The sequence below is a fragment of the Archangium lansingense genome (genome assembly GCF_026626635.1).
GTDB lineage: Bacteria > Myxococcota > Myxococcia > Myxococcales > Myxococcaceae > Archangium > Archangium lansingense.
Window position 1 is genome coordinate 8,852,931 of the sequence record NZ_JAPNKA010000001.1, and the last position, 21,838, is coordinate 8,874,768.

At 68.4% G+C, this 21,838-nt stretch carries 21 protein-coding genes; 8 read left to right on the forward strand and 13 right to left on the reverse strand.

Translation table 11 applies throughout. The features are described from left to right. Positions 1–82 precede the first annotated feature (82 nt). From tnpC to OV287_RS34990, 4 genes are read right to left on the reverse strand one after another with little or no spacing between them, the layout of a single operon-like run. The gene (gene tnpC, locus OV287_RS34975) at positions 83–1,750 is read right to left on the reverse strand and encodes an IS66 family transposase (RefSeq protein WP_267533915.1); all 1,668 of its coding nucleotides are present in this window, start codon (positions 1,748–1,750) and stop codon (positions 83–85) included. Between the two features lie 48 nt (positions 1,751–1,798). Then, positions 1,799–2,110: an IS66 family insertion sequence element accessory protein TnpB gene (gene tnpB / locus OV287_RS34980; RefSeq protein WP_267533914.1), complete on the reverse strand. Its 312-nt coding sequence runs from the start codon at positions 2,108–2,110 to the stop codon at positions 1,799–1,801. Between the two features lie 26 nt (positions 2,111–2,136). After that, positions 2,137–2,526 carry an IS66 family insertion sequence element accessory protein TnpA gene (tnpA, locus tag OV287_RS34985; RefSeq protein WP_267533913.1) on the reverse strand — a complete coding sequence of 130 codons (390 nt, stop codon included), beginning with the start codon at positions 2,524–2,526 and terminating at the stop codon, positions 2,137–2,139. A gap of 58 nt (positions 2,527–2,584) precedes the next feature. After that, positions 2,585–3,097 carry a tetratricopeptide repeat protein gene (locus OV287_RS34990; protein ID WP_267538379.1) on the reverse strand — a complete coding sequence of 171 codons (513 nt, stop codon included), beginning with the start codon at positions 3,095–3,097 and terminating at the stop codon, positions 2,585–2,587. 532 nt (positions 3,098–3,629) lie between these two features. On the opposite strand from OV287_RS34990, the gene OV287_RS34995 reads away from it, so the two are divergent. After that, the gene (locus OV287_RS34995; RefSeq protein WP_267538380.1) at positions 3,630–4,205 is read left to right on the forward strand and encodes a hypothetical protein; all 576 of its coding nucleotides are present in this window, start codon (positions 3,630–3,632) and stop codon (positions 4,203–4,205) included. 12 nt (positions 4,206–4,217) lie between these two features. On the opposite strand, the gene OV287_RS35000 is transcribed toward OV287_RS34995, so the two are convergent. Beyond that, positions 4,218–6,275 (reverse strand): peptidylprolyl isomerase, encoded by a 2,058-nt coding sequence (locus OV287_RS35000; protein ID WP_267538381.1) that lies wholly within the window; start codon positions 6,273–6,275, stop codon positions 4,218–4,220. Between the two features lie 83 nt (positions 6,276–6,358). Between OV287_RS35000 and OV287_RS35005 the strand changes: the two genes are divergently transcribed. The 5 genes from OV287_RS35005 to OV287_RS35025 are packed head-to-tail and all read left to right on the forward strand — an operon-like array spanning position 6,359 to position 10,742. Next, positions 6,359–7,408 carry a hypothetical protein gene (locus tag OV287_RS35005; protein ID WP_267538382.1) on the forward strand — a complete coding sequence of 350 codons (1,050 nt, stop codon included), beginning with the start codon at positions 6,359–6,361 and terminating at the stop codon, positions 7,406–7,408. Beyond that, on the forward strand, positions 7,405–8,373 hold the full coding sequence (locus tag OV287_RS35010; RefSeq protein WP_267538383.1) for an AAA family ATPase: 969 nt from the start codon (positions 7,405–7,407) through the stop codon (positions 8,371–8,373). Before OV287_RS35005 ends, OV287_RS35010 begins: the two co-directional genes overlap by 4 nt. Next, the gene (locus OV287_RS35015) at positions 8,370–9,695 is read left to right on the forward strand and encodes a DUF58 domain-containing protein (RefSeq protein ID WP_267538384.1); all 1,326 of its coding nucleotides are present in this window, start codon (positions 8,370–8,372) and stop codon (positions 9,693–9,695) included. Before OV287_RS35010 ends, OV287_RS35015 begins: the two co-directional genes overlap by 4 nt. A gap of 43 nt (positions 9,696–9,738) precedes the next feature. Next, entirely contained in the window at positions 9,739–10,275 is a 537-nt protein-coding gene (locus tag OV287_RS35020; protein ID WP_267538385.1) for an HNH endonuclease, read from the forward strand. Between the two features lie 17 nt (positions 10,276–10,292). Further along, complete coding sequence (locus OV287_RS35025) at positions 10,293–10,742, forward strand: DUF4265 domain-containing protein (protein ID WP_267538386.1); 450 nt, start codon at positions 10,293–10,295, stop codon at positions 10,740–10,742. A gap of 95 nt (positions 10,743–10,837) precedes the next feature. Here OV287_RS35025 and OV287_RS35030 read toward each other — a convergent pair whose 3' ends face one another. The 5 genes from OV287_RS35030 to OV287_RS35050 form a co-directional block, all read right to left on the reverse strand. After that, the gene (locus OV287_RS35030) at positions 10,838–10,990 is read right to left on the reverse strand and encodes a hypothetical protein (RefSeq protein WP_267538387.1); all 153 of its coding nucleotides are present in this window, start codon (positions 10,988–10,990) and stop codon (positions 10,838–10,840) included. 228 nt (positions 10,991–11,218) lie between these two features. Further along, positions 11,219–11,560, reverse strand: a complete 342-nt coding sequence (locus OV287_RS35035; protein WP_267538388.1) for a hypothetical protein — start codon at positions 11,558–11,560, stop codon at positions 11,219–11,221. Beyond that, the gene (locus OV287_RS35040) at positions 11,547–11,876 is read right to left on the reverse strand and encodes a hypothetical protein (RefSeq protein WP_267538389.1); all 330 of its coding nucleotides are present in this window, start codon (positions 11,874–11,876) and stop codon (positions 11,547–11,549) included. Before OV287_RS35040 ends, OV287_RS35035 begins: the two co-directional genes overlap by 14 nt. Continuing rightward, positions 11,873–13,123 (reverse strand): DUF2357 domain-containing protein, encoded by a 1,251-nt coding sequence (locus OV287_RS35045; protein ID WP_267538390.1) that lies wholly within the window; start codon positions 13,121–13,123, stop codon positions 11,873–11,875. Before OV287_RS35045 ends, OV287_RS35040 begins: the two co-directional genes overlap by 4 nt. A 372-nt stretch (positions 13,124–13,495) precedes the next feature. Then, a complete protein-coding gene (locus OV287_RS35050) occupies positions 13,496–15,781 on the reverse strand; it encodes an McrB family protein (RefSeq protein WP_267538391.1) in 2,286 nt (761 codons plus the stop codon). A 504-nt stretch (positions 15,782–16,285) separates the two neighbouring features. On the opposite strand from OV287_RS35050, the gene OV287_RS35055 reads away from it, so the two are divergent. Then, a complete protein-coding gene (locus OV287_RS35055) occupies positions 16,286–19,054 on the forward strand; it encodes an SNF2-related protein (RefSeq protein ID WP_267538392.1) in 2,769 nt (922 codons plus the stop codon). On the opposite strand, the gene OV287_RS35060 is transcribed toward OV287_RS35055, so the two are convergent. The 3 genes from OV287_RS35060 to OV287_RS35070 all read right to left on the reverse strand — a co-directional run bounded on the left by OV287_RS35060 (position 19,036) and on the right by OV287_RS35070 (position 20,742). Next, complete coding sequence (locus OV287_RS35060; RefSeq protein ID WP_267538393.1) at positions 19,036–19,362, reverse strand: Smr/MutS family protein; 327 nt, start codon at positions 19,360–19,362, stop codon at positions 19,036–19,038. The genes OV287_RS35055 and OV287_RS35060 overlap by 19 nt on opposite strands. Beyond that, positions 19,352–19,600 (reverse strand): hypothetical protein, encoded by a 249-nt coding sequence (locus tag OV287_RS35065; protein ID WP_267538394.1) that lies wholly within the window; start codon positions 19,598–19,600, stop codon positions 19,352–19,354. Before OV287_RS35065 ends, OV287_RS35060 begins: the two co-directional genes overlap by 11 nt. 86 nt (positions 19,601–19,686) lie before the next feature. Continuing rightward, positions 19,687–20,742: a DUF72 domain-containing protein gene (locus OV287_RS35070; RefSeq protein ID WP_267538395.1), complete on the reverse strand. Its 1,056-nt coding sequence runs from the start codon at positions 20,740–20,742 to the stop codon at positions 19,687–19,689. A gap of 301 nt (positions 20,743–21,043) precedes the next feature. Here OV287_RS35070 and thiM point away from each other — a divergent pair, with 301 nt between their 5' ends. After that, a complete protein-coding gene (gene thiM / locus OV287_RS35075; RefSeq protein WP_267538396.1) occupies positions 21,044–21,838 on the forward strand; it encodes a hydroxyethylthiazole kinase in 795 nt (264 codons plus the stop codon).

The window sequence follows — 21,838 nt, forward strand, 5'->3', positions numbered from 1 at the left end:
GTAAGCCTCCGGTCCAGCCCATGGTGTCGGCCACCGAGGAGCATGGCACGGTGGCCGCGTGATGGATGGCGCGTCGACAAGCCTATCGCTGCTGAGCCTGCTGCTGGGCCCACGACTCGGGGAGGAGCTCCGCGAGGCGGGAGGCGGGGAAGCGGGTGTCGCCGAGCTTGGGCAGCACGTCGCGGAAGTAGGCCCACGGGTCCATGCCCAGCCGGTAGCAGCTGAGCACGAGGGAGTAGACACTGGCGGCCCGGTGGCCAGCGGCATCGCTGCCCAGGAAGAGCCAGTTCTTGCGTCCGAGGACAATGAGCTTGATGAGGCGCTCCACCTCGCCGTTGTCCACCGGAAGGCGTCCGTCCTCGAGGAAGCGGCCCAGGGGGAGGTAGCGGTTGCGCGCGTAAGCAATGGCCTTGCCCAGCGGCGTCTTGGCGGGCACGTGCGGGGCCCACTCCTCCAGCAAGCCGAAGAGTTCCTCGTAGACGGGGCGGCTGTGCTCGAGGCGCAGGCAAAGGCGTGCCTCGGCGGAGAGCCCCGCGTCCTGGGCCTGCCGCTCCACGGCGTACAGCTTCTGCACGAGCGTGAGCACCGTGCCGCCGCGAGCGTCTCCGGCCACGTATGCGCGCTCGAAGCCACGCCGGGCGTGCATCCAACAGCCCACCTCAATGCGTGGAGAGGTGGGGCCGAAGAGGGACTGGTAGCCCTTGTAGCCGTCCACCACCAGGTAGCCCCGGAAGTCGGCCAGCACCCCTTGGGGGCCCGTGCCACTCCAATCGGGGGTGTACTCCACGAAGACGTTGCCGCCCACTCCCACGTACGGCCAGAGGTGTCCGCGCTTGATGCCGCGGGCGTCGTCCCTGTCCAGCACGCGCACCCCGGTGTCGTCGGTGTGCAGCAAGGCGTCCGCCAGCGTGCGCTGCTTGAGCAGCGCCACCACGGGCGCCAGCAAGTCACTGGCCCCCGCCACCCAGTCGCCCAGAGTGGAGGCGGGCAGCCTCACCCCGTGGCGTTTGTCGAAAATGGCCTGCTGGCGGTGCAGGGGCAGCCCGTCGCGGTACTTGCCCACCAGTAGCTGCGCCAGCAACCCCGGGCCGGGCAGCGCTCCCGGCAATGGCGCCTCACCGGCGGGCGCGGCGGCCACCCCCTCCTTGCAGCGCTGGCACCCGAGCTTCGGGCGCTTCTCCACCCGCACGTAGAAGCGCGCCGGCTCCAATTCCAGTCGCTGGCTTACCTCCTCGCCCATGGGCTGCCTCTGCTCACCGCAACCCGGGCAGACGCACTCCTCGGCCGCGGGTTGCACCAGCACCTCGCGCCTCTCCAGGTGCGCGGGCAGGGCCTGGGCGCCGCGGAGGGGCGCGCGTCTGGGCGTCTTCTTCGGCGCGTCGGCCGGCGGGGCCGCTGGGGCGGCTGCCTGTGCACCGTCGACGGTGGCGGGCACGGCCTCTGGCTCGGCGGACTGCTGCTGGGTGAACAATGACAGCAGGAGTTGGAGCTGACTGGCGGGAGTCTTCTCACTGCGCCGCCCGTACAGCTGCCGCAGCGCCTGCTGGAGTCGCACCGTCGTGGAGCTGTGCTCCTCGCGCAGCCGACCCAACAGGCCCAACAACATCTCAACGGCCTGCTCGCCGCGGCCCTCCATCAGCAGTTGCAGCATGTAGGCGCGCACCGCCTCCATGTCGTCCGCCTCGAAGGCGGTCGGCTGGGCTTCTTCCTGCTGGCCCCTCTCTTCTTCAATGGTGACGGGAAAAGTCATGCGCACCGTGCCTATGCACGAAGTGGGGCCGGGCGCGCAAGCGCGGACTCAATGCACCTCGCCTCGCCGTACCGCGCTGCTGGCCTCCACCAGCGACAGCAACTCCGCGAGCTGCCGCGCTTCCAGGTGCACCGCGGCCTGGCCCTCTACGGGCGCCGGCACCCGAAAGCGCCCCGCCTCCAGTCTCTTGCTCACGGTGCAGTAGCCGTTGGCGTCCCAGAAGAGAATGCGCACGAAATCCCTTCTCCTCGAGAAGAAGACGAAGAGGTGGCCCGACTTCGGCTGCTGCCCAAGACTGCCCTGCACCAGCGCGCTCAGCCCGTCGGCCTGCTTGCGCATGTCGCACGGCTGCGTCGCCACCCAGATTCTCACCCCCTCCGGTAGCCTCAGCACCCCTGCACCTCCTTCACCGCCCGCAGCACCCGCGCCACCAACTCCTGGCTGGCTCTCGCATCCACTCTCACTCTCACCCCGCCCACCTCCACCTGCACCGCCTCCCCCTGCTCCCGCCCCACCTCACTCCGCTCGGCGGGCGCCACCTCCACGGGCACGAAGGCCATGGCCGTCCGCGCTCCCTCCTTTCCCTCTCGCCTGCGCGTCCAGAAGCGCAGCCTCTCGCGCGGTAACCCGTACTTGCGCATGAAGGCCGACTGCGTACCTCCTTCCGCCTCCCACGCTCGCACCACCTCTGCTGCTACCTCCGGGGTCCACCTCGGCTGCCGCGCTGCTTCCAACCACGCCGGCTCCGTCTTTGTCGTCGCTGTGTTCGTCGTCATCGCGCCGCGCACTCTGCGACCCCTCCAGCACCTCCACTACCTGGGCTGGATCGGAGGCTTACGCCGCAACGAGCAACGAAGAATCGTCGATCTCCGGCACGTGCTGGAGGACCCAACGGGCATGCGTCTCGGAGGGATTCGGGAAGAGCAGCGCCAGAGTGAGACGCTCACGTGAAGAGGGGGCACTGTTCCATGCGCTCTCGAGCGCTGGTTCATCGAGGGCCGAAGGTATGAACTCCGGCAACAAGGCACTCTCTTGCAGGTCGGGGCGACCCAGCTCTGTCCAGGCTTCGAGAAAGGCCTGCCCCCACCCTGCCGGTGCGGCACGTCGCTGATTCGCCAGGAGCCGCTCCAAAATCCGCAGCTCCAGATGCCCGGGAGCCATGGCTTCCAGCCGGGCAATGACGTCCTGTGCATCGCGGTAGTCACCCGCCTCCAGTGCGATGCACGCGAGAACAAAGAGCGCTGAAGCATGGCCCGAGACTTCAGCCAGGGCCGCTGTGGATTCCTCGCGCGCGCGCTTCAGTTCCCCCTCGACGGCCGCCTGGGCGGCGAGCCGGGTGTGCTGCAACGCGCTGGAGATGGACGACCCGGAACCCGGAGGCCTGCGTTCCGTTCGGGACTTCCAGAGGGCAACTCCCCCCGTGAGGGTGAGCAATGGTGTCGCGAGGCCCAGGCACCCGAGGAGCTTTCTTCGAGTCATCCCCATGCCGCTGCCCTCTGGAACGGGAGGTTGTTGGCCACCCCACGCATGATAGCCAGCGGGAAACCCGCTGATTGAGACTCGGACGCTATCTGTTCGAGACTCGTCGCCAGCGAAGAGAGAATCGCTCGCGCAGCAGGATGGGCGCTTCCGCAGGAGGAAGGCATGAGGCGTCTGATGCACATCAGAAGGCCTGCACCGATCCGCTCCATCCTGGTGGCCGCTGCCGCTCTGACACTGACGACACGATGCACCGAGGAGGACCGGCTCTCGGGGGAAAGTCAGATCAAGGAGTGCCTGTCACCCCAGGAGGTCAGAAAGCGGTGTAACAAGGAGTTTGACACGTGCCTCGATCTCACATCCAGAGCATCCCAAGTGAAACGAGGGGCCACAGCCTCTGTTGGCCCTGCAAGGACGCATGCATGCAGAACAATGGTGTCTGGCCGGACAGACTTTGGGACGGAAGACCCTGTCGATGAGGAAGGTGTCTAACAGCTCTGAACGCCGCTTTGCGGAGGTAGCACGAGCGCTGGAGCAAACGCTTGTTGCCTCCTTCGACGACTCCTTCGAGACATTGGAATCCAGGTTCACGGCACTGGAGCGGCATCTGCTGCGCTCAGTCGTGACAACAGCGTACGAACGGCAGGAAGTTCGACGGCGGATCGCCGAGGCGATCTTCACCGAAGCATACGGCCACGATTGCCCATGGCCGGTCTTCGGGCGCACGCTGCGGCGCATTCATCGTCTGGGCTACTCGAACGTCGAGCGCCGCTACCACATTGCTTGTCTGTATGCGCGATGGTGTCAGCGGCACCCGCAGCATGACAATCGTGAGGCCCGGCGCTTGCTGGACGAGACCGAACGGAGCATTCGCCATCTTCCTCACACCAACAGCCTTCGCCAGTGGCTGCTGAGTGCGCTGTCGGAGCTACGCATCCAGACGGGATTCCAGGCGGGAACAACACCCGACCAGTGAGTAGTTCCCGCCTCAGGGCGACACCACCACCTCATGAATGGTGTCGCCTTCCAGGAGGCGGTCCACCACCTCCATGCCGCGCGTCACTTCGCCAAAGGCTGTGTAGCGGCCATCCAGGTGCGGCTGCGGCGAGTGGGTGAAGAAGAACTGACTTCCCCCCGTGTCCTTGCCCGACAGCGCCATGCCCAGTACGGCGCGGAGGTAGGGCCGGCGGGTGATCTCACAACGGATGGAGTAACCCGGACCACCCTCCCCGTCTCCGCGCGGATCCCCTCCCTGCGCGACGAAGTCCGGCACCACCCGGTGGAAGGTGATGCCGCGGAAGTAGCCTTTGCGCGCGAGCGCCACGAGATTGCCCGACGTCAACGGCGCTTCCGCGTCCAGCGCCACCGTGAAGTCTCCCTTGTTCGTGCGGAACGTGAGCGTGCTCCCCGCCGGCGCCGGCTCGGGATGACGCGCGCTCTCCGGTAGCTCCATATGCGTGGCCCGCACGGGCTGACCGGTGAGGCTCGCGAGAGACTCGGCCGCCACGCGACGCACGTTGGCGTGCGGGTGCTCCAGCCACGTCCGCAACACCGGCTCCGCGTCCTTCCCCGCCAGCGCAACCAGCCCCTCCGCCACCGGTGCGACGATGTCCGGCTCCTGGGGCACACGCTCCGCGAGCGCTCGCACCTGTGGCAATGCCTCCATGTCCTTCAGCTTCCCGGCCGTGCTCGCCGCCGCCGCAGCCTCCACCATGTCTTTTCCTTCGAGGAGCGCCCGCACGGGCCCGGCGGCCTCGGGCACCGGATGCGCCGACACCGCCTCGAGCGCCGCCAGCCTCACCCGTGAATCCGGATACGCGAGGTACTGCACCGCGCCGCTCGCGCCGCCCTTGCCTCGCGACTGCGCCACCTCGCGCAGACCGAGCGCCAGCCGCCGCGCCTCCGGCACCTGGCCTCCTCCACAACGCAGCACCTCGTCGAGCGCTCCCGTCTGCCGATCGAGCGCCGCCGCCAGCCGGCAGTCGAGGTTCATCAGGTCGCCCGTGGCCACCTCTGAGGCCGCGCTCGGTACCGACTCCTGGAGCGCACGCCTCAGCGCCACCAGCACCGGACGCCCCACTTCGGGCAGGCCCAGCTGTGCCAACGCGAGCAGCGCGTGACCCGCTACCGAGTCTCCCCGCCCTACGCGCCCGGCATGGCCATCCAGTGCCCGGAGCTCGTCCAGCGGGGTGCAATCCCCACTGCACCGCGCCGCCAGCTTCGCGAGTGCCCGCGAGGCCTCGGCCGCCACGCGTGGCACCTCGTCCCGCAGCAGCCGTCCCACCACCGCCGCGTCCTCAGGGCCACCCGCGTCCCCGATGCCCTTCGCGCACAGGGCCCGCACGTCCGGGGCCTCGTCACCGAGACAGCGCCGCAACAACCCCAGCCCCTCGGGACGCTTCGCGCTCGCCAGGAGGTAGGCCCCGCCGAATCGGGACGTCTCGGGCTCGCCGGACTGAAGCAGCACCGCCGCTCGCTCCAGCGGAACCTCCGCCAACGACGCACCCCGGCGCGCCGCCACCCCGAGCGCCACCGCCGCCCGAGCCCCCACCTCCGGACGCTCCTTCGCCAACCGCTCCGTGAGGCGCTTCACCGCGCCCGGCGTGGCCAGCTTGCCCAGGGACTCGAGCAGGGTGCTCCGCACGTCCTCGTCCTTCTCCGAGGCCTCGGCGGCGAGCAGCGCCTCCGTCAGCCGGGCCTTCTCCGCATCCGTGAGAGGCTCCCACGAGAGCGCCAGCACGCCCGCCGCGAAGGCCGCCTCGTCACGCACGGGCACCTCAGCAGCGCTGAGCCCAGCCAGCACGGCCTCCAACGTGGACGGCTCCTGGATGCGGGCGAGCGCGCGCAGGGCCCGGACTCGCACCGGCACAGGCCCCTTCCCCGCCAGTTCCACCAGCCGCCCCTTCGCCAGCGAGCGGCGATCCTCCCAGAGGGCAATCTCCTCCCCTCCTCCCGCCTCCGCCGGAGACGGCACGGTGCGGACACAACCCGACAGCACGAGCCCCCACAGCAGGCAGGCGAGCACGGCGGCGCGCAGAGAATCCATAGGGCCCCGCCTAGGCCAATTCCCCGCGAAAATCCAGGGGTTAGCCCGTAAGCCGTTTGACTTGGGCAATCGGGCACCAGAAGATGAGCGGCGCTTCCCAGACTCAAGGAGCGCCGGTCCTGAACTGCCCTGGCTGTGGCACCAAGGTCGCGGATGGCACGTCCATCTGCCCTTCGTGCGACTACATCATCGACTCCTCGTTCATCTCGACGGACGCCCCCCAGGACTCGGGCGATGACGCGGAGGACGCTCCTCCTCCGCCTCGCAAACAGACCGCGTCCCGCCCGGCGGCTCGCAACAACCCGGGCGCTCGCGCCCCCACCGGCTCCCGTCCCGCTGCCCGCACCGCCAGCACCGCCTCGCGCCCCCGGGTGCCCACTTCCCCGGGTCGTCCCGCCGCTCCGGCCCCAGCGCTCGCTGACGAGGACGCCACCAACATCCGGCCCATGGAGGACATCCTCCGCAACGCGCCCCAGCGCTCCGCCGGCGCTCGCGCCCCCTCCGGCTCCCGTCCCGCGGCGCGCCCGGCTGGCGGCAACTCCCGTCCGGCGGCTGCTGCGGCTCCCGCTCCCCGGCGCCCGCAGCAGACCGAGCTCGACCCGGCCGACATCAACTACGTCCCGACCCGCGATCCCTCCGGCACCAACACCGGCACCGGGCAGATCGTCGCCCCCGAGGAGGTCATCGAGGACTTCCGCGACTTCGTGGGCGTGCTGGGCCGCTCCGACAAGATCGCCTTCGGGGGCGCGGTCACCATCCTCGTCTCCGCCTTCCTCCCCTGGAAGGAGACGGCTGCCGAGGGGGACATCCTCGGCCTCATGAGCCTCGGCCTCCTCGCCGTCCTGGCCGCCAGTGGCATCATCGGCGCCATCACCGTGCGCGTGCGCCGGCTGATGCCTCACCTCAACGTGCTCATCCCCTGGTTGGCGCAGCTCGGTCTGTCGGTCTTCTGCATCCTCTGGTGCATCATCTTCATGAAGATCTCCTACGACGCCACCGAGGTGCCCTCGCCCATGGGCAACGCGACCATCATGAACTCCTCCCCCAGCTTCGGCGTGTTCCTCGGCCTCATGGGCGCGCTGACGAGCCTCGCGGGCTCGCTGCTCGGACTGAAGGAGAAGCCCACCTCATGACGCCCTCGCCCTCCGCCGCGGCCCCTCTGGCCTCCGGAGGCCCGGCCCTGCGTCGCCTCCTCCAGGCGCTGGAGAGCACGGTGCTCGGCCAGCCGCACGTGGTGGCGGACCTCGTCACCGCCTTCCTCGCGCGCGGGCACGTGCTGCTGGAGGGCGTCCCTGGCGTGGCCAAGACGCTCACCGCGCGCAGCATCGCCTCCGCGCTCGGGCTCGGCTTCACCCGCGTCCAGTTCACCCCGGATCTGATGCCGAGCGACATCCTCGGCACCAACGTCTTCCGCCCCCAGGACAACGCATTCCAGCTCGTGAAGGGCCCCGTCTTCACCGAGGTGCTGGTGGCGGATGAGATCAACCGCACCCCGCCCAAGACGCAGGCCGCGCTGCTGGAGGCCATGGAGGAGCGGCAGGTCACCATCGACGGCACCACGCACGCCCTGCCGCCGCACTTCTTCGTGGTGGCCACGCAGAACCCGCTGGAGCTGGAGGGCACCTACCCGCTGCCCGAGGCCCAGCTCGACCGCTTCCTGATGCGGGTGCGCGTGGGCTACCCGTCGCCCGAGGCCGAGCTGGACATGGTGCGAGGCTTCCACCAGCGCGCGGGCAAGGCCGCCCAGGTGGAGCGGGTGCTGGATACCCCCACCCTCCTGGAGCTCCAGTCACAGGCCGCGAGCGTCGCCTGCGACGATTCCGTGCTCGCCTACGCGGTGCGGCTCATCCGCGAGACGCGCGCCAACCCCCGCGTGCGCCTGGGTGCCTCACCCCGCTCGGCCCAGGCACTGCTGGCGGCGGCCAAGGCCCGAGCGGCCCTCAACGGCGGCGACTTCGTCACCCCGGACGATGTGAAGGCCGTCTGCCCCAGCGTCCTCAACCACCGCCTGCTGCTCAAGGCCGAGGCGGAGGTGGAGGGTCTCACCGCGGACGACGTGCTCCGCCAGACGTTGGAGCGCGTTCAGGTTCCTCGGTGAGCGCCGGCCGACCCGTCCCCACGGGGCTTGCCGTGGCGCTCGTCGCGGCGGCCTTGGTGCCCGCGGCCCTGGCCGTGGCCGGCTCCGTCTTCCTGTGGCTCGCCATCGCCCTGGACGCAGCCGTGCTGCTGCTGTGCGCCTTCGACTTCTTCTCCGCCCCGCGCGCCTCGGACGTGGAGGTGCGGCGCGCCGTGGAGCCCGTCCTCTCCTCGGGCAACGCCAACCCGGTGCGCCTGGAGTTGAGCCTGCGAGGCCAGCGGCCCGTGCGCGGGCAAGTGCGTGACGAGGTCCCCCCAGGCGTGGACGTGCGCGGGCACCAGCAGCCCTTCTCCCTCTCGCCGGACGCGCCCCACGCCACCATCTCCTACGCCCTCACCCCGCCCTCGCGCGGAGACCTGCACCTCGGGGACGTGCACCTGCGTCTGCTCGGACCACTGGGCCTGTGCGCGCGCCAGGTCAAATTACCCGCGGCCCAGGCCGTGAAGGTGTACCCGGACCTCACCGCCCTGACGCGCGAGGCGCTGGCGCTCGCCATGGCCTCGGACGCCCCCGCCGAGCGCACCCTGCGCCGCTCCGCCGAGGGCCGCGAGTTCGAGTCCCTGCGCGAGTACCGCACCGGAGACGACTACCGCACCGTGGACTGGAAGGCCTCGGCGCGCCGGGCCCGCACCATGGTGCGCGTGTACCAGCCCGAGCGAAACCAGCCGGTGCTGCTGCTGCTCGACTGCGGGCGCCACATGGCCGGCCGGGTGGACGGCCGCCGCAAGCTGGACCACGCGGTGGACGCGGCGCTGCGCCTGGCCCGGGTGAGTCTGGACGCAGGGGACATGGTGGGGGTGCTCGCCTTCGCCAGCGACGTGCGCGCCTACCTCCCGCCGCGCAAAGGCCACGAGCACCTGCGCCTGCTCACCGAGTCCCTCTACCGCGCCGAGGCCGCCCTCGAGGAGAGCGACTACGGTCGCGCCTACGACTTCGCCTTCGCCCGCTCCTCGCGCCGCTCGCTGGTGGTGCTCTTCACGGACCTGGTGGACCCGGACGCCTCGGGCACGCTGCTGGCCCGTACCCTGGCCCTGCGCCCCCGCCATCTGCCCGTGGTGGCTTCGCTCCTGGATCCGGATCTCCAGGCCGCCGCCACCGCCGTCCCCGTCTCCGAGCAGGACGCCTACGCGCGCCAGGCCGCCGCCCGCCTCGAGGAGGACTATCAGCGCACGGCTCTCACCCTTCGAGACTCCGGTGCACTGGTGGTGCGAGCCCCCGCGAAGGGCTTCGGCGCCGCCGCCGTCAACACCTATCTGCACGTCAAGTCGCGCGGGCTGCTGTAGCTGCCATCCGCCTTTACAACGCCGCGTGGAGATAGAGAACGAGATGAACGAACACGACATGAGGCGGGCTCAACACGGCATGTCTGCATTCCCGAGGAACCTGCTCCAGAGGATGCCCCTACTGCTGCTGATTGCAGGGCTCGCGGCCATACCGTCCTTCGCGCAGCCGTCCCTGGGCACCGGGATAGAAGTGGCTCGAATCGCAGAAGCCACTGTGCTCGAGCCTCTCGCACAACAGGTTCTGCCTGCTGACGCCATAGCCATCGCGGCAGGCAAGAAAGGAGGACAACCGCCTCCGAAGGGCACTGCAAATGGCGATCGGGCGTACATGCGCTTCACGCCAAAGGGCAAGAAGGACGTAAAAGATGAGAACGCCAAAGAATACGATGGCGAGAAACGCTGCGAGAACTGTGATGTCCCGACCGTTGATGCCCAGAAGAGCCAGAAGGGCGTGACTCCACCGGGCAATGAAACCCAGGTGGATCACGTCATCCCGAGGGCAAAAGGTGGAGATGGCTCGCCTTCAAACGGACAAGTGTTGTGTAGGGAGTGCAACAACGCGAAGAGCGACAAGCTTTGACCCCGGAGCCCTCGCTCATGTCGAATGAATACGTGCGGGTTCTTTTCAAGCTCGAAAAGGAAGAAGAGGACTATCCCCCCGTCGACTACGAGAGACTCTGGGCCAGACCTCTGGCGGAGGGCCTCTTCGAGATCGATAACATCCCCTTCTTCGTACGGGGTATCAGCGTCGGAGATGTGGTCGCTGCACAGCAAGGACAGGGAGAAGTCGTGTTCTCCGAGCTGGTTCGTGCGTCGGGCAGCAGCACGCTGCGCGTCATCGTCTTCGACGCAACACACGTGGAGGATGTCCGCAGCCGACTCCAGGCTCTCGGCTGCTCCACGGAGCTGAACGTTTCCAAGATGCTGGGTGTGGACGTGCCCGCCAAGACGGACCTGCAGGCAGTGCGCGCATGGCTCATGGAGAAGCAGTCGTTGGGCTCCTTGGAGTTCGAGGACGCCTGCATTCGCCATGATGGCCTTCGTTGATGTAGCGGGTTGTGCGGCAACCGGTTGGCGAGTGCGGCGCTCGCCCCGGCTGGACACGGCGGTGCAGAGTGACCCATGCCAGGGTTCGCACGACCTCACATGCCAGAGTGCGGCCCGAAGCAGGCGAGCAATTGTCGGCGCAAGCCCGGCCCGCAGAACCGCTCGACGTCATTGACAGCGGCCTCGAGGTCCGCGCCGCAGAAGAAGCGCCGGTCGCGCACGTTTTCCGAGTGCAGGGACTCGACCATGGGACGGAGTTCGGCCTCTGCAGCGCCTCACCGGGAACCACGAGGGAGAATCTCGTGTCCCGCCGGAGCCTGGAGAAGACCTTCCGGTGGTAGAAGTCCTCCATAGGCCCCGAGCCAGCCATCGTCTCCACCTCGAAATCCTGTCCCTCGATGGCCAGATCGATGCGGGTGGTCCGGCTGTCCTCGCCTCGGTCCTCTACCTTCCGGTCCTCGAAGCGCAGGACCAGCTTAGGAGCTCGTCGATTGAGCCACTGCGCCAGATGCGATGAGGTTGAGGCTGTGGGACTGGAGCGCCAGTGATGACCCTTCCGAGCCAATGGCCGAGGGCTTCAAGAAACCATGCAGCATCGCCTCGGGTCCGATCCGGACCTCTGGAGCGCTACCCTCCCCGGAGGGGGCGCGGATGAAGCGCTGCGCGGAGCGGAAGGACCAGGAGGTGAGTCCCTCCCAGGTCTGTTGCAGCCATCCCTGGGGAGAAGCCCCTGCCGGGAGACGCAGCAGGCAGAGCAGTGGCTCCCGGCCGGTGAGCGCGCGCAGGAACACCAGCTCGCGTCCATCATGAAGCCCCATGGCTGCCGGCCAGAACGTCTCCGGCAGCGCCACGGTGGTCAGGCATCTGGCCCACGGAGTAGCCGAATGCCTCGACCAGTTCGGCCAGGGTCGAATCTCCCACGAGACTCAATCCGTTGCGGAACCGGGTCTCGTTCTTCCGCGCGGTGTACATGAACTCGGCGAGTGAGGAGACCTCGTTGCGGCCGACGTGCTCCCGCTGGTTGCCCGCATCGGGCCTCCGGACGACGAGTTGGTTGCCACTCCGCCGCTCGACGATGCCGACCGCGCGCTTGCCACTGCCAATGATGACGCTGTCTCCCTGCAGGATTCTCATGCTCCCCCCGTCGTGGTGGCCGAGGAGGGTTCGTCCCACCCGAGCTGTTTCCGAAACCAATTGACAAGACCCGCTGGTGGACTCTGTCCGGGTGTGAGGCAGAAGGCCCCGACACCGTGCTCGTCCCGGAAGGACTTCTCGAACCATGGGGCCGTGTCAGAGTCCATGGCTGGAACGAGCAGGACAGCCCCGGCGCAGCGCCCCCGCTCGCCCAGTCCCCGCCACCGGAGCGCATCGCGGTAGAGGTGAGCGGACTCGAAGGCCTCCGCCATGTTGCGCTCCCCGGTGCGGTACTTCGCGTCAAGACAGAGCCAGCAGCCCTGTCCGCTCTCGGGCCTCCACGTCACCACCAGATCCGGACGCCTCGCGCCGGAGATGCTCCAGCGCTCGTCCTTCTTCTGGGCGAGAAAGCCAGGAAAGGGCAGGTTGAAGTACAGCCCCAGCCTCCCACGCCCGGGCCAGTGGGCGGTGTAGCTGGCACCGTTCGGGTTCTGGTCGAAGAACCGCAGCCTGTCGATGCCTTCACTCGTCCAGTGTGCTCCCGGCAGGTGCTCGCCCAGCAGCTTCCGCAGGGCCAGGAAGGTCCACAACTCGTAGAGTTCGTAGGACGGGCGGACCGGTGCCTCCAGCAGCGACTCGTCCTCAGGGAGTTGGAATCGCGGGGAGAGGAAGAGCTGTCCGAACGCATGGACCCGTGCATATGCCGGGTCGTCAGCGAGCGTGAGGAGCGCCGAGTCCGAGGGCGGCTCGGGAGAGAGGGTCGCCAGGGGCTCGCGGCGAGACAAGGTTTCGAGAGCGTCCGCTCCCCCGACGAGCCGCTGGATTCTGCCCTCACACCAGAGTGCCAGGTCCGGATCCATCGACTTGCGTCGGTTTCGACCCTTCCTCATGCACTCGGCGGTCTCGTGCAGCCGGCGCGCCACCTGCCTGACGAGCCACGCGACATAGCGGTTGGCGGCATGGTCCAGGTCCCCGCGCCACGCGCGTCGGGGCACCAGCACCTCGCGTCCCTCCCGGCGCTCCTCAGTGCGCCCCAGGACGCTCTGGCAGACATCCGGGTGGCGCACCAGCCACCGCAGCGTCTCCCTGTTCGCCTGCCTCACCGCGTGCACCGGAGCCTCCGTCCAGTGCTCGACCGAGCGCTCCCGGGGTGCCCGCAGCAACGTCTCCAGCGCGGAGAGGAAGGCGGGCACCAGCTCGCCCAGCACCGCGGCCACGCCCGCGACGTCACAGCCGGAGAAGCCCACCTCGCCGTGCAGCCCCCCCCCCGCCCGACGGTGCTGCCCTCCAGCCAGTTATGTAAATCCCTCAGCAGGTGCGCCCACGCGTCGCCAGAGAGCTTCTCGCTGCGTGGCTGCACCTGCACCGACAGGAATTGCTCGCCCTCGGGACCTTGGATGCGCAGGGACTGGTTGCCCACCCATTGGTCCGTGCGCAGCGCGAACGTGGCGCTGTTCCGATCCCACGCCAGCTCGATCTCTCCGAACCAAGCCCGCCAACCCTCCCGCGCCGCCTCGCCGAGCTGAACGGCGAACCAGTAGTCGCGATTCTCCTCGAGTCGCGCGATGCCGTCCTGGATGAGGTCGAGACGTCTACCCTTCGCGTCCCGGAATTCCATGTCACGCCCAGAACCGGGTGAGGCCCACGCGATGGAGAGTGGCCTCCATCTGGGCTAGCTTGTCGCTGCAGCGATTCAGCTCGTGGGTCTTGCACAGACTCCGGAGCGCTTCGAAGACCTTGCGCAGTTCCGGGCTCGCCTCACCGCGCAACCGCGGCAGCACCTTGGAGAACACTCCCTGGTCGAGCAGGCCCCGCTTCACCTCGATGGGAGCCTCCGAGCCCGCGGCCTCCACGAAGGCCAGCAGTTCCCCAGCGGTCCGGTAGCCGAAGTGGCGGCGGATGGGCCGGAGTGCGTCATGGAAGGCCTGGATGGCACCCTCGAGTTCCGGCTGACGGCCCGCCGGACGCGCCTCGAAGAAGGCGGCGAGGTTGACGTCCCAGAACTCCAGCGTGAAGGCTCGGTCCAGTACCTTGTCGCTGAAGGGGAAGGTGGTCTCGTCCATGTTCACAGTGCCGGCGATGAACAGGTTGCGCGGCCACTCCAGGCGAGGCGGCACGCCGTTGACGGCCTCGTCCTGGCCGTGCAGCGCCACAGGCAGCCCTGACTCCATGGAGGAGAGAAACGGCGCGAAGTACTGCTCGACGCGGGCAAGGTTCATCTCATCCAGGAGTAGGAAGTAGGGCTTGAAGGGATTGTGCGCGGCGGCCAGCAGCATCCGGAGCGCGGGCTCCACCTGGAAGGAGGGCACCTCGTGCAGCGCGTTGTAGTAGCCCAACAGCCCGGTGGGGTCCTTCCAGTCCGGCGAGACGGCCACCACCTCCAGGTGCTTGCCGGGTTCCAGGCCCATGGCCTCGCAATAGATGCGCGCGTAGTGCCGCACGAGCGCCGTTTTCCCCGTGCCCGACAGCCCGGAGAGGATGACGAAGCGCTTCTGCGGGTTGCAGTGCCACGCGTGGTGGAGTGCGATGAGTTGGGAGTCGTCCAGCACGAAGCCGCGTGCCTGCTCATCCTTGAGGAAGCGCTGGCGAAGTGTGGCGAGGTCGGGCCAGGGGACAACAAGGGCCGCGCTCTGGGACTTCTTCAATTCCTCCACCGCTGCTTCGACGTCCGCCAGGACATCGATCGACCCCGCCGCTTCCGCCGGACGCGTCGGCAACTCGTGAGGCAGACGCGCCTCCCAGGCGGCACCGTACTCGCTGAGCCGGTACTTCCCGCCCTGTGTCTGATCCACGAGGTCCAGTGCTCTTACCCACGCGAGGGTCGAGGTGGGCCCCATCGCTCCGGTCCAGCTCGGGTAGAGCTGCTGCTGGTATTTGACGATCTCCCCGCTGGAGTGAGACGTGTCCTTCAGGAAGCGGAGGACGGCGGCCATGGGGAAGACCCGCTCGAGCATCCTCTGGACCAGGACGTCGGGCACGTCATTCTCCAGGAGCTCGTCCCCTTCGCGCGTCGGGCGGAGCAGCCCCTCGCGCTCCTCTATCAGCCCCAGCCCCGTCACCCGCGCGACGAGCCCTCGCCGGGAGGACAGTGACAGGGTCTTGAACTCCTCCTTGTCTCCCAACTCCTCTAGCAGATCACTCCGGGAGATGCCGGCAAGCGTGGTCTGCACTACGTCACGATACGCCTCCACCATGCGTTTGACGGCGAAGTTGCCCTTGAACTGCTTGCCATAGGCCCAGAGGGTAATCGTGGAGGGCTTGCGATCGACCGGCGCGGCCGTTGCTTTGCCCATGTCCGTCTGCCCGGCCTTGATGGCGTCGTAGTTCTCGTAGAGCCACCAGCAGAAGATGGAGCGGCGGACGTGCTCGCCCTCATCAGGCTCCGGCCCGAGCACCTTCCGCAGCCTGTCCCGGATGAGCACATGGCTGGCCCAGGTGCCCTCGGGCAGCAGCAACTCCGTCACGCGCAGGTGAGCCCCGTAGCTGAAGACGCAATGGAAGTCCGCCGGCAGGAGTGCCGCGAACAGACGCCACAGCCGCGCCTGGGGGCGGCGGGGTCCATGGCGCGGAGAGACCAGAGCGAGGATGCGCTCCCCTTCATCGTGCATGGCATCGGCGCGCTCGTTCGGGTCCTCCGGCCACTGACGGCGACGGAGCGCGACGACGGCGTTGACGATCTCCGGGTCCGTAAAGGCCCCGCTCACCTTTACAGTGCCTCCGGGACCCAGGGTGGTGATGGCGTCCGCGGACCAGATGAGCTGCTGGTTCTCCGGCTGTGCCAGTTCCGTGTCCGACAGGTCGCGAACCTTCATCAAGAGGTCCCGGTAATTCTTCTGCCAGTGCTCCCACTCGGAGAAGGGATAGGCCTTCCTCCAAAGCTCCGTCACCTGCGCGTCGTTCAACACGGTGGCCCCCTCTTCGCGCTGCCGTGGTCTCTAAGCGCGGCGCGGACAGGGAAGATGCCACAACGATTCCGGAAACGACAAACCATGAAACCCGCAGCTCCTTCGCGAGCCCTCCATGACGTATGCGCTCACGCCACGTGTCGAACGAGGGCCGCGCCTTGCGTGGAACTCCGTCCGGCGTCGTCGCGCGATGGCCACTGGGACGACGCCACAGCAGCACGGTTGGACGTGGGGAGTATTTCGATGGAGCCAGGCCCCTCGGCTCCAGCCCCCGGCACGCGGACTGCTGGAGTCCTGTCGCCGCCGTCAAGTCCTTCCTCGCATCCCCGCGTCCACTGGCTCCTGCGGCGATGCTCCTGAAGAAAAAGCGTGCCAATCGCTCCGGGGCCGATTTTTCGGCTCCGGACAAGACCCCCTTTACACAGCGATCTCACTTCCCAAAATGGCCCCTCTTTCGTGCTACACGCCTGTGCGAGCACGTTTCGTACGGTTGGGAGAAGGGTCTTGCCGGAGGTCGCGAGGGAGTTCAGGGAGCTGCGGGTGGCGGTGGATGCGGCGGCGGTGTCGGGGACGGAGGTCCGCGCGAACGCTGAGCAGCAGTCACAGCCGTTGACGGCCTTCCACGAGCGGCTGCTCGCCGAGGAGCTCACCATCAAGAGCTCGGACTCGCGAGAGCGCCTCGCGGGAGCGCTCGCCGAGGCCAAGGTCGATCTCAACCCGCACCAGCTCGAGGCCGCGTGCTTCGCGATAGACTCTCTGTCGCGCGGCGGCTGCATGCTCGCGGACGAGGTGGGCCTCGGAAAAACCATCGAGGCGGGCATGGTCATCGCCCAGCTCGTGGCCGAGGGGAAGACGCGCATTCTGATCCTCGCCCCGGCCGTGCTGCGGGCGCAGTGGAACAGCGAGCTGCGCGAGAAGTTCGACCTGGAGTCGGTGATGGTGGATGGCCGCACGGTGCGCGCCACGGGCAACTGCTTCGATCAGCCCTTCCCCGTCATCTGCTCGCACCCGTTCGCCGCCAACAAGGCACAGCTCGTAGCGGAGATTCCCTGGGACGTCGTCATCATCGACGAGGCCCACCGCCTGCGGAACGCCTACCGCGCGGGCCACAAGACGGGCCAGGCGCTCCGTTCCGCGCTCAGCAACCGCCCCAAGCTGCTGCTCACCGCCACGCCGCTGCAGAACGATCTGATGGAGCTGTTCGGGCTGGTGACGCTCCTGGACGAGCAGATCCTCGGCCCCGAGCACGCCTTCCGCAGCCGCTACCGCCTGGAGGCAGAGACGGGCGGGCTGCAGACGGACGCCGTCAACGAGCTGAAAGAGCGGCTGGCCCCCGTGGTCCAGCGCACGCTGCGCCGCCAGGTGCGCGAGTACGTGCGCTACACCAACCGCCGCTCCATCGTGGAGGACTTCGCCCCCTCGCCCGAGGAGCAGGATCTCTACGAGAAGGTGAGCGAGTACCTGCAGCGCTCCGAGGTCGCGGCCATCGAGCCGGGCAAGAAGACGCTGCTCACGCTCTGCTACCGCAAGCTGCTGGCCTCCTCCACGTACGCCATCGCCCCTACCCTGCGGCGGCTGTCGGACAACCTCGCCAAGCGCCTGGAGGCGGCGAAGCTGGGCCAGCGGGCCCTGGCACTCTTCGAGCCGGAAGAGGCGAAGCAGTACGTCGAGGAGGGCGAGGAGTGGTCGGACGACCCCGCCAAGCCCGTCAGCATCCGCACGCTCGAGAACGAGCAGTGGGAGCTGAAGCAGTACGCGGACCTGGCTGACTCCATCAAGGTGAACGCCAAGGGCGAGGCCCTCAAGCGCGCGCTGGACCGGACCTTCAAGGTGATGAAGGGCCAGGGCTGGCCGGAGAAGGCGCTCATCTTCACCGAGTCCAAGCGCACGCAGCAGTACCTCTTCAACCTGCTGTCGGCCAACGGCTACGCGGGGAAGATCTCCCTGCTCTCCGGTGACGCGGGCGGAGGCCCCGAGGAGCGCCGCGCGCTGGTGACGGAGTTCCGCGAGAAGTCGCAGATCCTCATCTGCACCGAAGCGGGCGCCGAGGGGCTCAACCTCCAGTTCTGCAACCTGGTGGTGAACTACGATCTCCCGTGGAACCCGCAGCGCGTGGAGCAGCGCATTGGCCGCTGCCACCGCTACGGCCAGCAGCGGGACGTGCTCGTCATCAACTTCCTCAACCGGCAGAACGCCGCGGACGCGCGGCTGTACGAGCTGCTGGAGAAGAAGCTGAACCTCTTCGACGGCGTCTTCGGCGCGTCGGACGAAATCCTGGGCGCGCTGGAGAGCGGCGTGGACTTCGAGCGCCGGGTGCTGGACATCTACCAGTCCTGCCGCCACCCGGACGACATCAACAAGGCGTTCGACAAGCTGCGCTCGGACATGGAGGGGCGCATCAGCGCGCGGATGACGGAGGCGCGCTCGACGCTGATGGAGCGCTTCGACGGCGACGTGCGGCGGCGGCTGCGCATGGCCGGGGCGGTGACGAAGGAGGCGCTGGAGAAGCGCCAGCAGGGCGCCAAGGCGCTGACAGGCTCGGTGCTCGGCAACAACAGCGCCTCGGGCCGACTCCAGGTGGCCAAGGCGGCGTACGCGGTGAGGGACCGCACGCACGACGCCATCAACTACCTGCAGCTCAACGCGGCGGGACTCCCGGCGCGGCTGGCGCGACTGGCGGGCAGCGAGGGCTGGTGGTTCGTCTACAAGTTCGAGACGACGGGCCTGAAGGCCGAAGAGAAGATGGTGCACCTGGTGCTGATGCTGGAGCGGGACGGCAAGGGCTTCCGGGCCCTGCCGCTCGCGGACGGCGAGCACTTCGTGAAGCTGGTGGCCAAGGAGGAGCGGCGCCGGCAGCCGCCTCCCGTGTCGGTATCGCTGATGCAGGAGCAGGCGCTGATGGCGGCCAAGGAGGAGCTCCTCCGGATGGCAGAGCGGCGCAACGCGCTGGAGATGGACATGGCGCGGGAGCGAGCGGACCGATACGCGGAGGACTGCCTGCTGGAGTCGCGCGAGCAGGTGGAGAAGGCGCGCGAGGCCTGGCAGGAGGCGCGCAAGGTGGTGTGCTCGCAGGAGGACCCCGCTGAGCGCGTGAAGGCACGGGCGCATGCGGAGCGGCTGGAGCGCGAGTACCGCAAGAAGCTGGCCTCGCTGCGCAACGAGGAGGAGAAGCGTTACGCGGCGAAGGATCGGCAGGTGGCGGACCTGGCCAACAAGTCGAAGGTCGCGGAGAAGCGCTCGCTGATCGCCTCCGCCTACTTCTGGCTGTCGTAGTCCAGGGGCTTCAACCGAACCCAGGTGGCGCCCCACCCGCCATCACTCTCGGAGGCGGAGCGGAACGACTCCACTTCGGGCAGCTTCGGGAGGAGCGACTGCACGGTGCGCCGCAGCGCGCCAGAGCCCTTGCCGTGGATGATGCGAACGTCGAGCACACCCTTCTGACGGCAGGCCCAGAGGTACTCGGTGACGACGTCTTTCACGTCGCGGGGGTGAAACAGGTGCAGATCGAGGTTCCCATCCAGGGGGAGCTCGACGGGTGCTTCCGGGTCAAAATCGGCGTCGGAGTCCTGCTCAGGGGCCACGACGAAGGCGCTCCAGCTCCTGCTTCCTGCGCTCGGCCTCGAGTTTGTGACGCGCCTCGGCGTCTCGGAACTCGGACTCCAGAGTGGAAATCTCGTTACGCAGGGCGGAAAAGTGTTTACGCACGTCTTCCCAGGTGTCGCCGGCTTGCTGGCGTCGCGCTTCTTCCTCGACACCAGCGCCCGCCCCTCCGGCCGCCGTCATGCGTGCCACGAGCGCTGCAACAAGGACCGATCTCATGACCGCCCCTCCAAGCAAGCTGCGTGCTCAGTTAAATGGGTGTTTTTGATCCCACACCTGACACCATAGACGCACACTTGGATGGATCAAGAGTCCACACTGGGCATGTTTCGTGTGCGTGACATGACGCTTCGCGCCAGAAGCACGGCGGAAAGAGGTGCACTTCCTTCCGCCTTGTTGTTGAGCGTCACGAAGACGGGCCGGCCAGAGCGCAGCGCGGCAGCACTGGCACGGGCAATGGCATCACGGGTGCGCACGTCCTCCTCCACCAGCTTGTCGAAGGGGAAGAAGCGCTTGCGGGCCTCCTCGTATTCGAGGTGCGGAGGCAACATCCAGCGCACCACGAGGGCCGGGGCCTGCAGCGCACGCAAGCGCACGGCCTGACGCTCCACGGGAGGCATGTTCTTCCAGGCGGCAAGCACAGGACACACGCCGACGTCCGCGAGCGCTTGAGCCAGGGCCTCCGTCAGCAGCGACTCGTTGCGCAGCTCGACAGCGTAGAGGGGCCCGCGGGGCAGCGCGGCGAGGAAGGCGTGCAGCCGCTCCACGAAGGGCCCCGCCCCACCGAGGTCCTGCGGATCCTGCGGCGGGAGCTGGAAGACGAGCGGCCCGGCCTTCTCACCGAGCCCCTCGACGAAGGGAGCCACCACCAGGTCGCGCGCATAGGCGGCATCGAGGAAGCGGTCGTTGGGCTGACCTCGCAGGTCGCCATAGCGCTGGTGCAGGGGCCAGCGTGAGAGGGTGCAGGCCTCGTGCGCCTTCACGAGGAAGCGGAAGCCGGGGGGCACCTGGGCGGCGTACTCGGTAAAGGTGGCAGCGGGGATGGGGGCATAGAAGGTCCGATCCACGCCCACGGTGCGCAGCACAGGGTGCCGGGCGTACGCGGCGAGCCCCTCGCGGGAGAGGCGCGCCGGGGTGACCTCACGGTCGTAGACGAGCCCCTGCCCCGTCCAGCCCGGGAAGGTCCAGGACGAGGTGCCCAGGTGCAGGCCCGGAGGAAGCTGCTCCCCGAGCGCCCTCACCTCCTCGGGTTGCTCGGCAGGGCCCACGGGCTCCGCGTGGCCACGGCGGCGCCCGCGGGGCGGCGTGGGGCTGGGAGCCCCGGTGAAGAGATCGAGCTGGGAGGGGTCACGGTCTGGCATGGCGCGCTCCGGCGTACTCTATTCCTAGAGTAAGTCGTAACGGCCGAACTTCCAAGGTCAAGTCGCACGCCGCGCGCCCGCCTGACGTGCGGGGGGCCAGGCACCTGCGAACCACATCCGATACGGAGGCCTCCCATACGGAGCGTGCCTGGGGCGCAACGGGCTATTCCGGCACCGTCCAACGGTAGGGCTCCACCGTGCATGAGGCCGCGCGCGAAGCACGTCGTATGAGGAACAGGGAGAGGCGGCCTGCTATGTCAAAACCGCTGGCCGGACGGGAATGGCTGGAGAGGAACTCACGGTGGATCTGATCTCAGGGGTGTGGGAGTCGCTGAAGGCGGTGCGGGAGCGCTCTCCGCTCGTGCACAACATCACCAACTACGTCGTGATGAACAACACGGCCAACGCCTTGCTCGCCGTGGGGGCCTCGCCCGCCATGGTGCATGCACGTGAGGAGGTGGCTGACTTCGCGGCCATCTCGCAGGCGCTCGTGGTGAACATCGGCACCCTCTCACCGCACTGGGTGGAGGGCATGCGGCTGGCCATCGACTCCGCGCGCCAGGCCCGGGTGCCCTGGGTGTTGGATCCGGTGGGTGCCGGAGCCACGCGCTATCGCACCACCACCGCCGCCGAGCTGATGAGACAAGCTCCGGCGGTCATCCGCGGCAATGCCTCGGAGGTGCTCGCGGTGGCGGGCGAGGCAGGCGCCACGCGCGGGGTGGACAGCACCCAATCCTCTGAGGCCTCGCTCGAGGCGGCACGGCGGCTGGCCTCCAGCCTGGGCACCGTGGTGGCCGTCACGGGCCAGACGGACTACATCACCGACGGCTCCCGCGTGGTGGCGGTGGACAACGGCCACCCGCTCATGTCCCGGGTAACGGGCATGGGGTGCACGGCGTCCGCGCTCGTGGGCGCTTTCCTCGCGGTGGAGCCCGATGCGGTGCTGGCCGCGTCGCGTGCCCTCGCCGTGCTGGGTCTGGCCGGAGAGCTCGCCGCCGAGCAGTCCAAGGGACCGGGCTCGTTGCAGCTTCACCTGCTGGACGCGCTCTACACCTTGGACGAGGCCACCGTGCGGGCCCGCGCCCGCGTGCGCTGA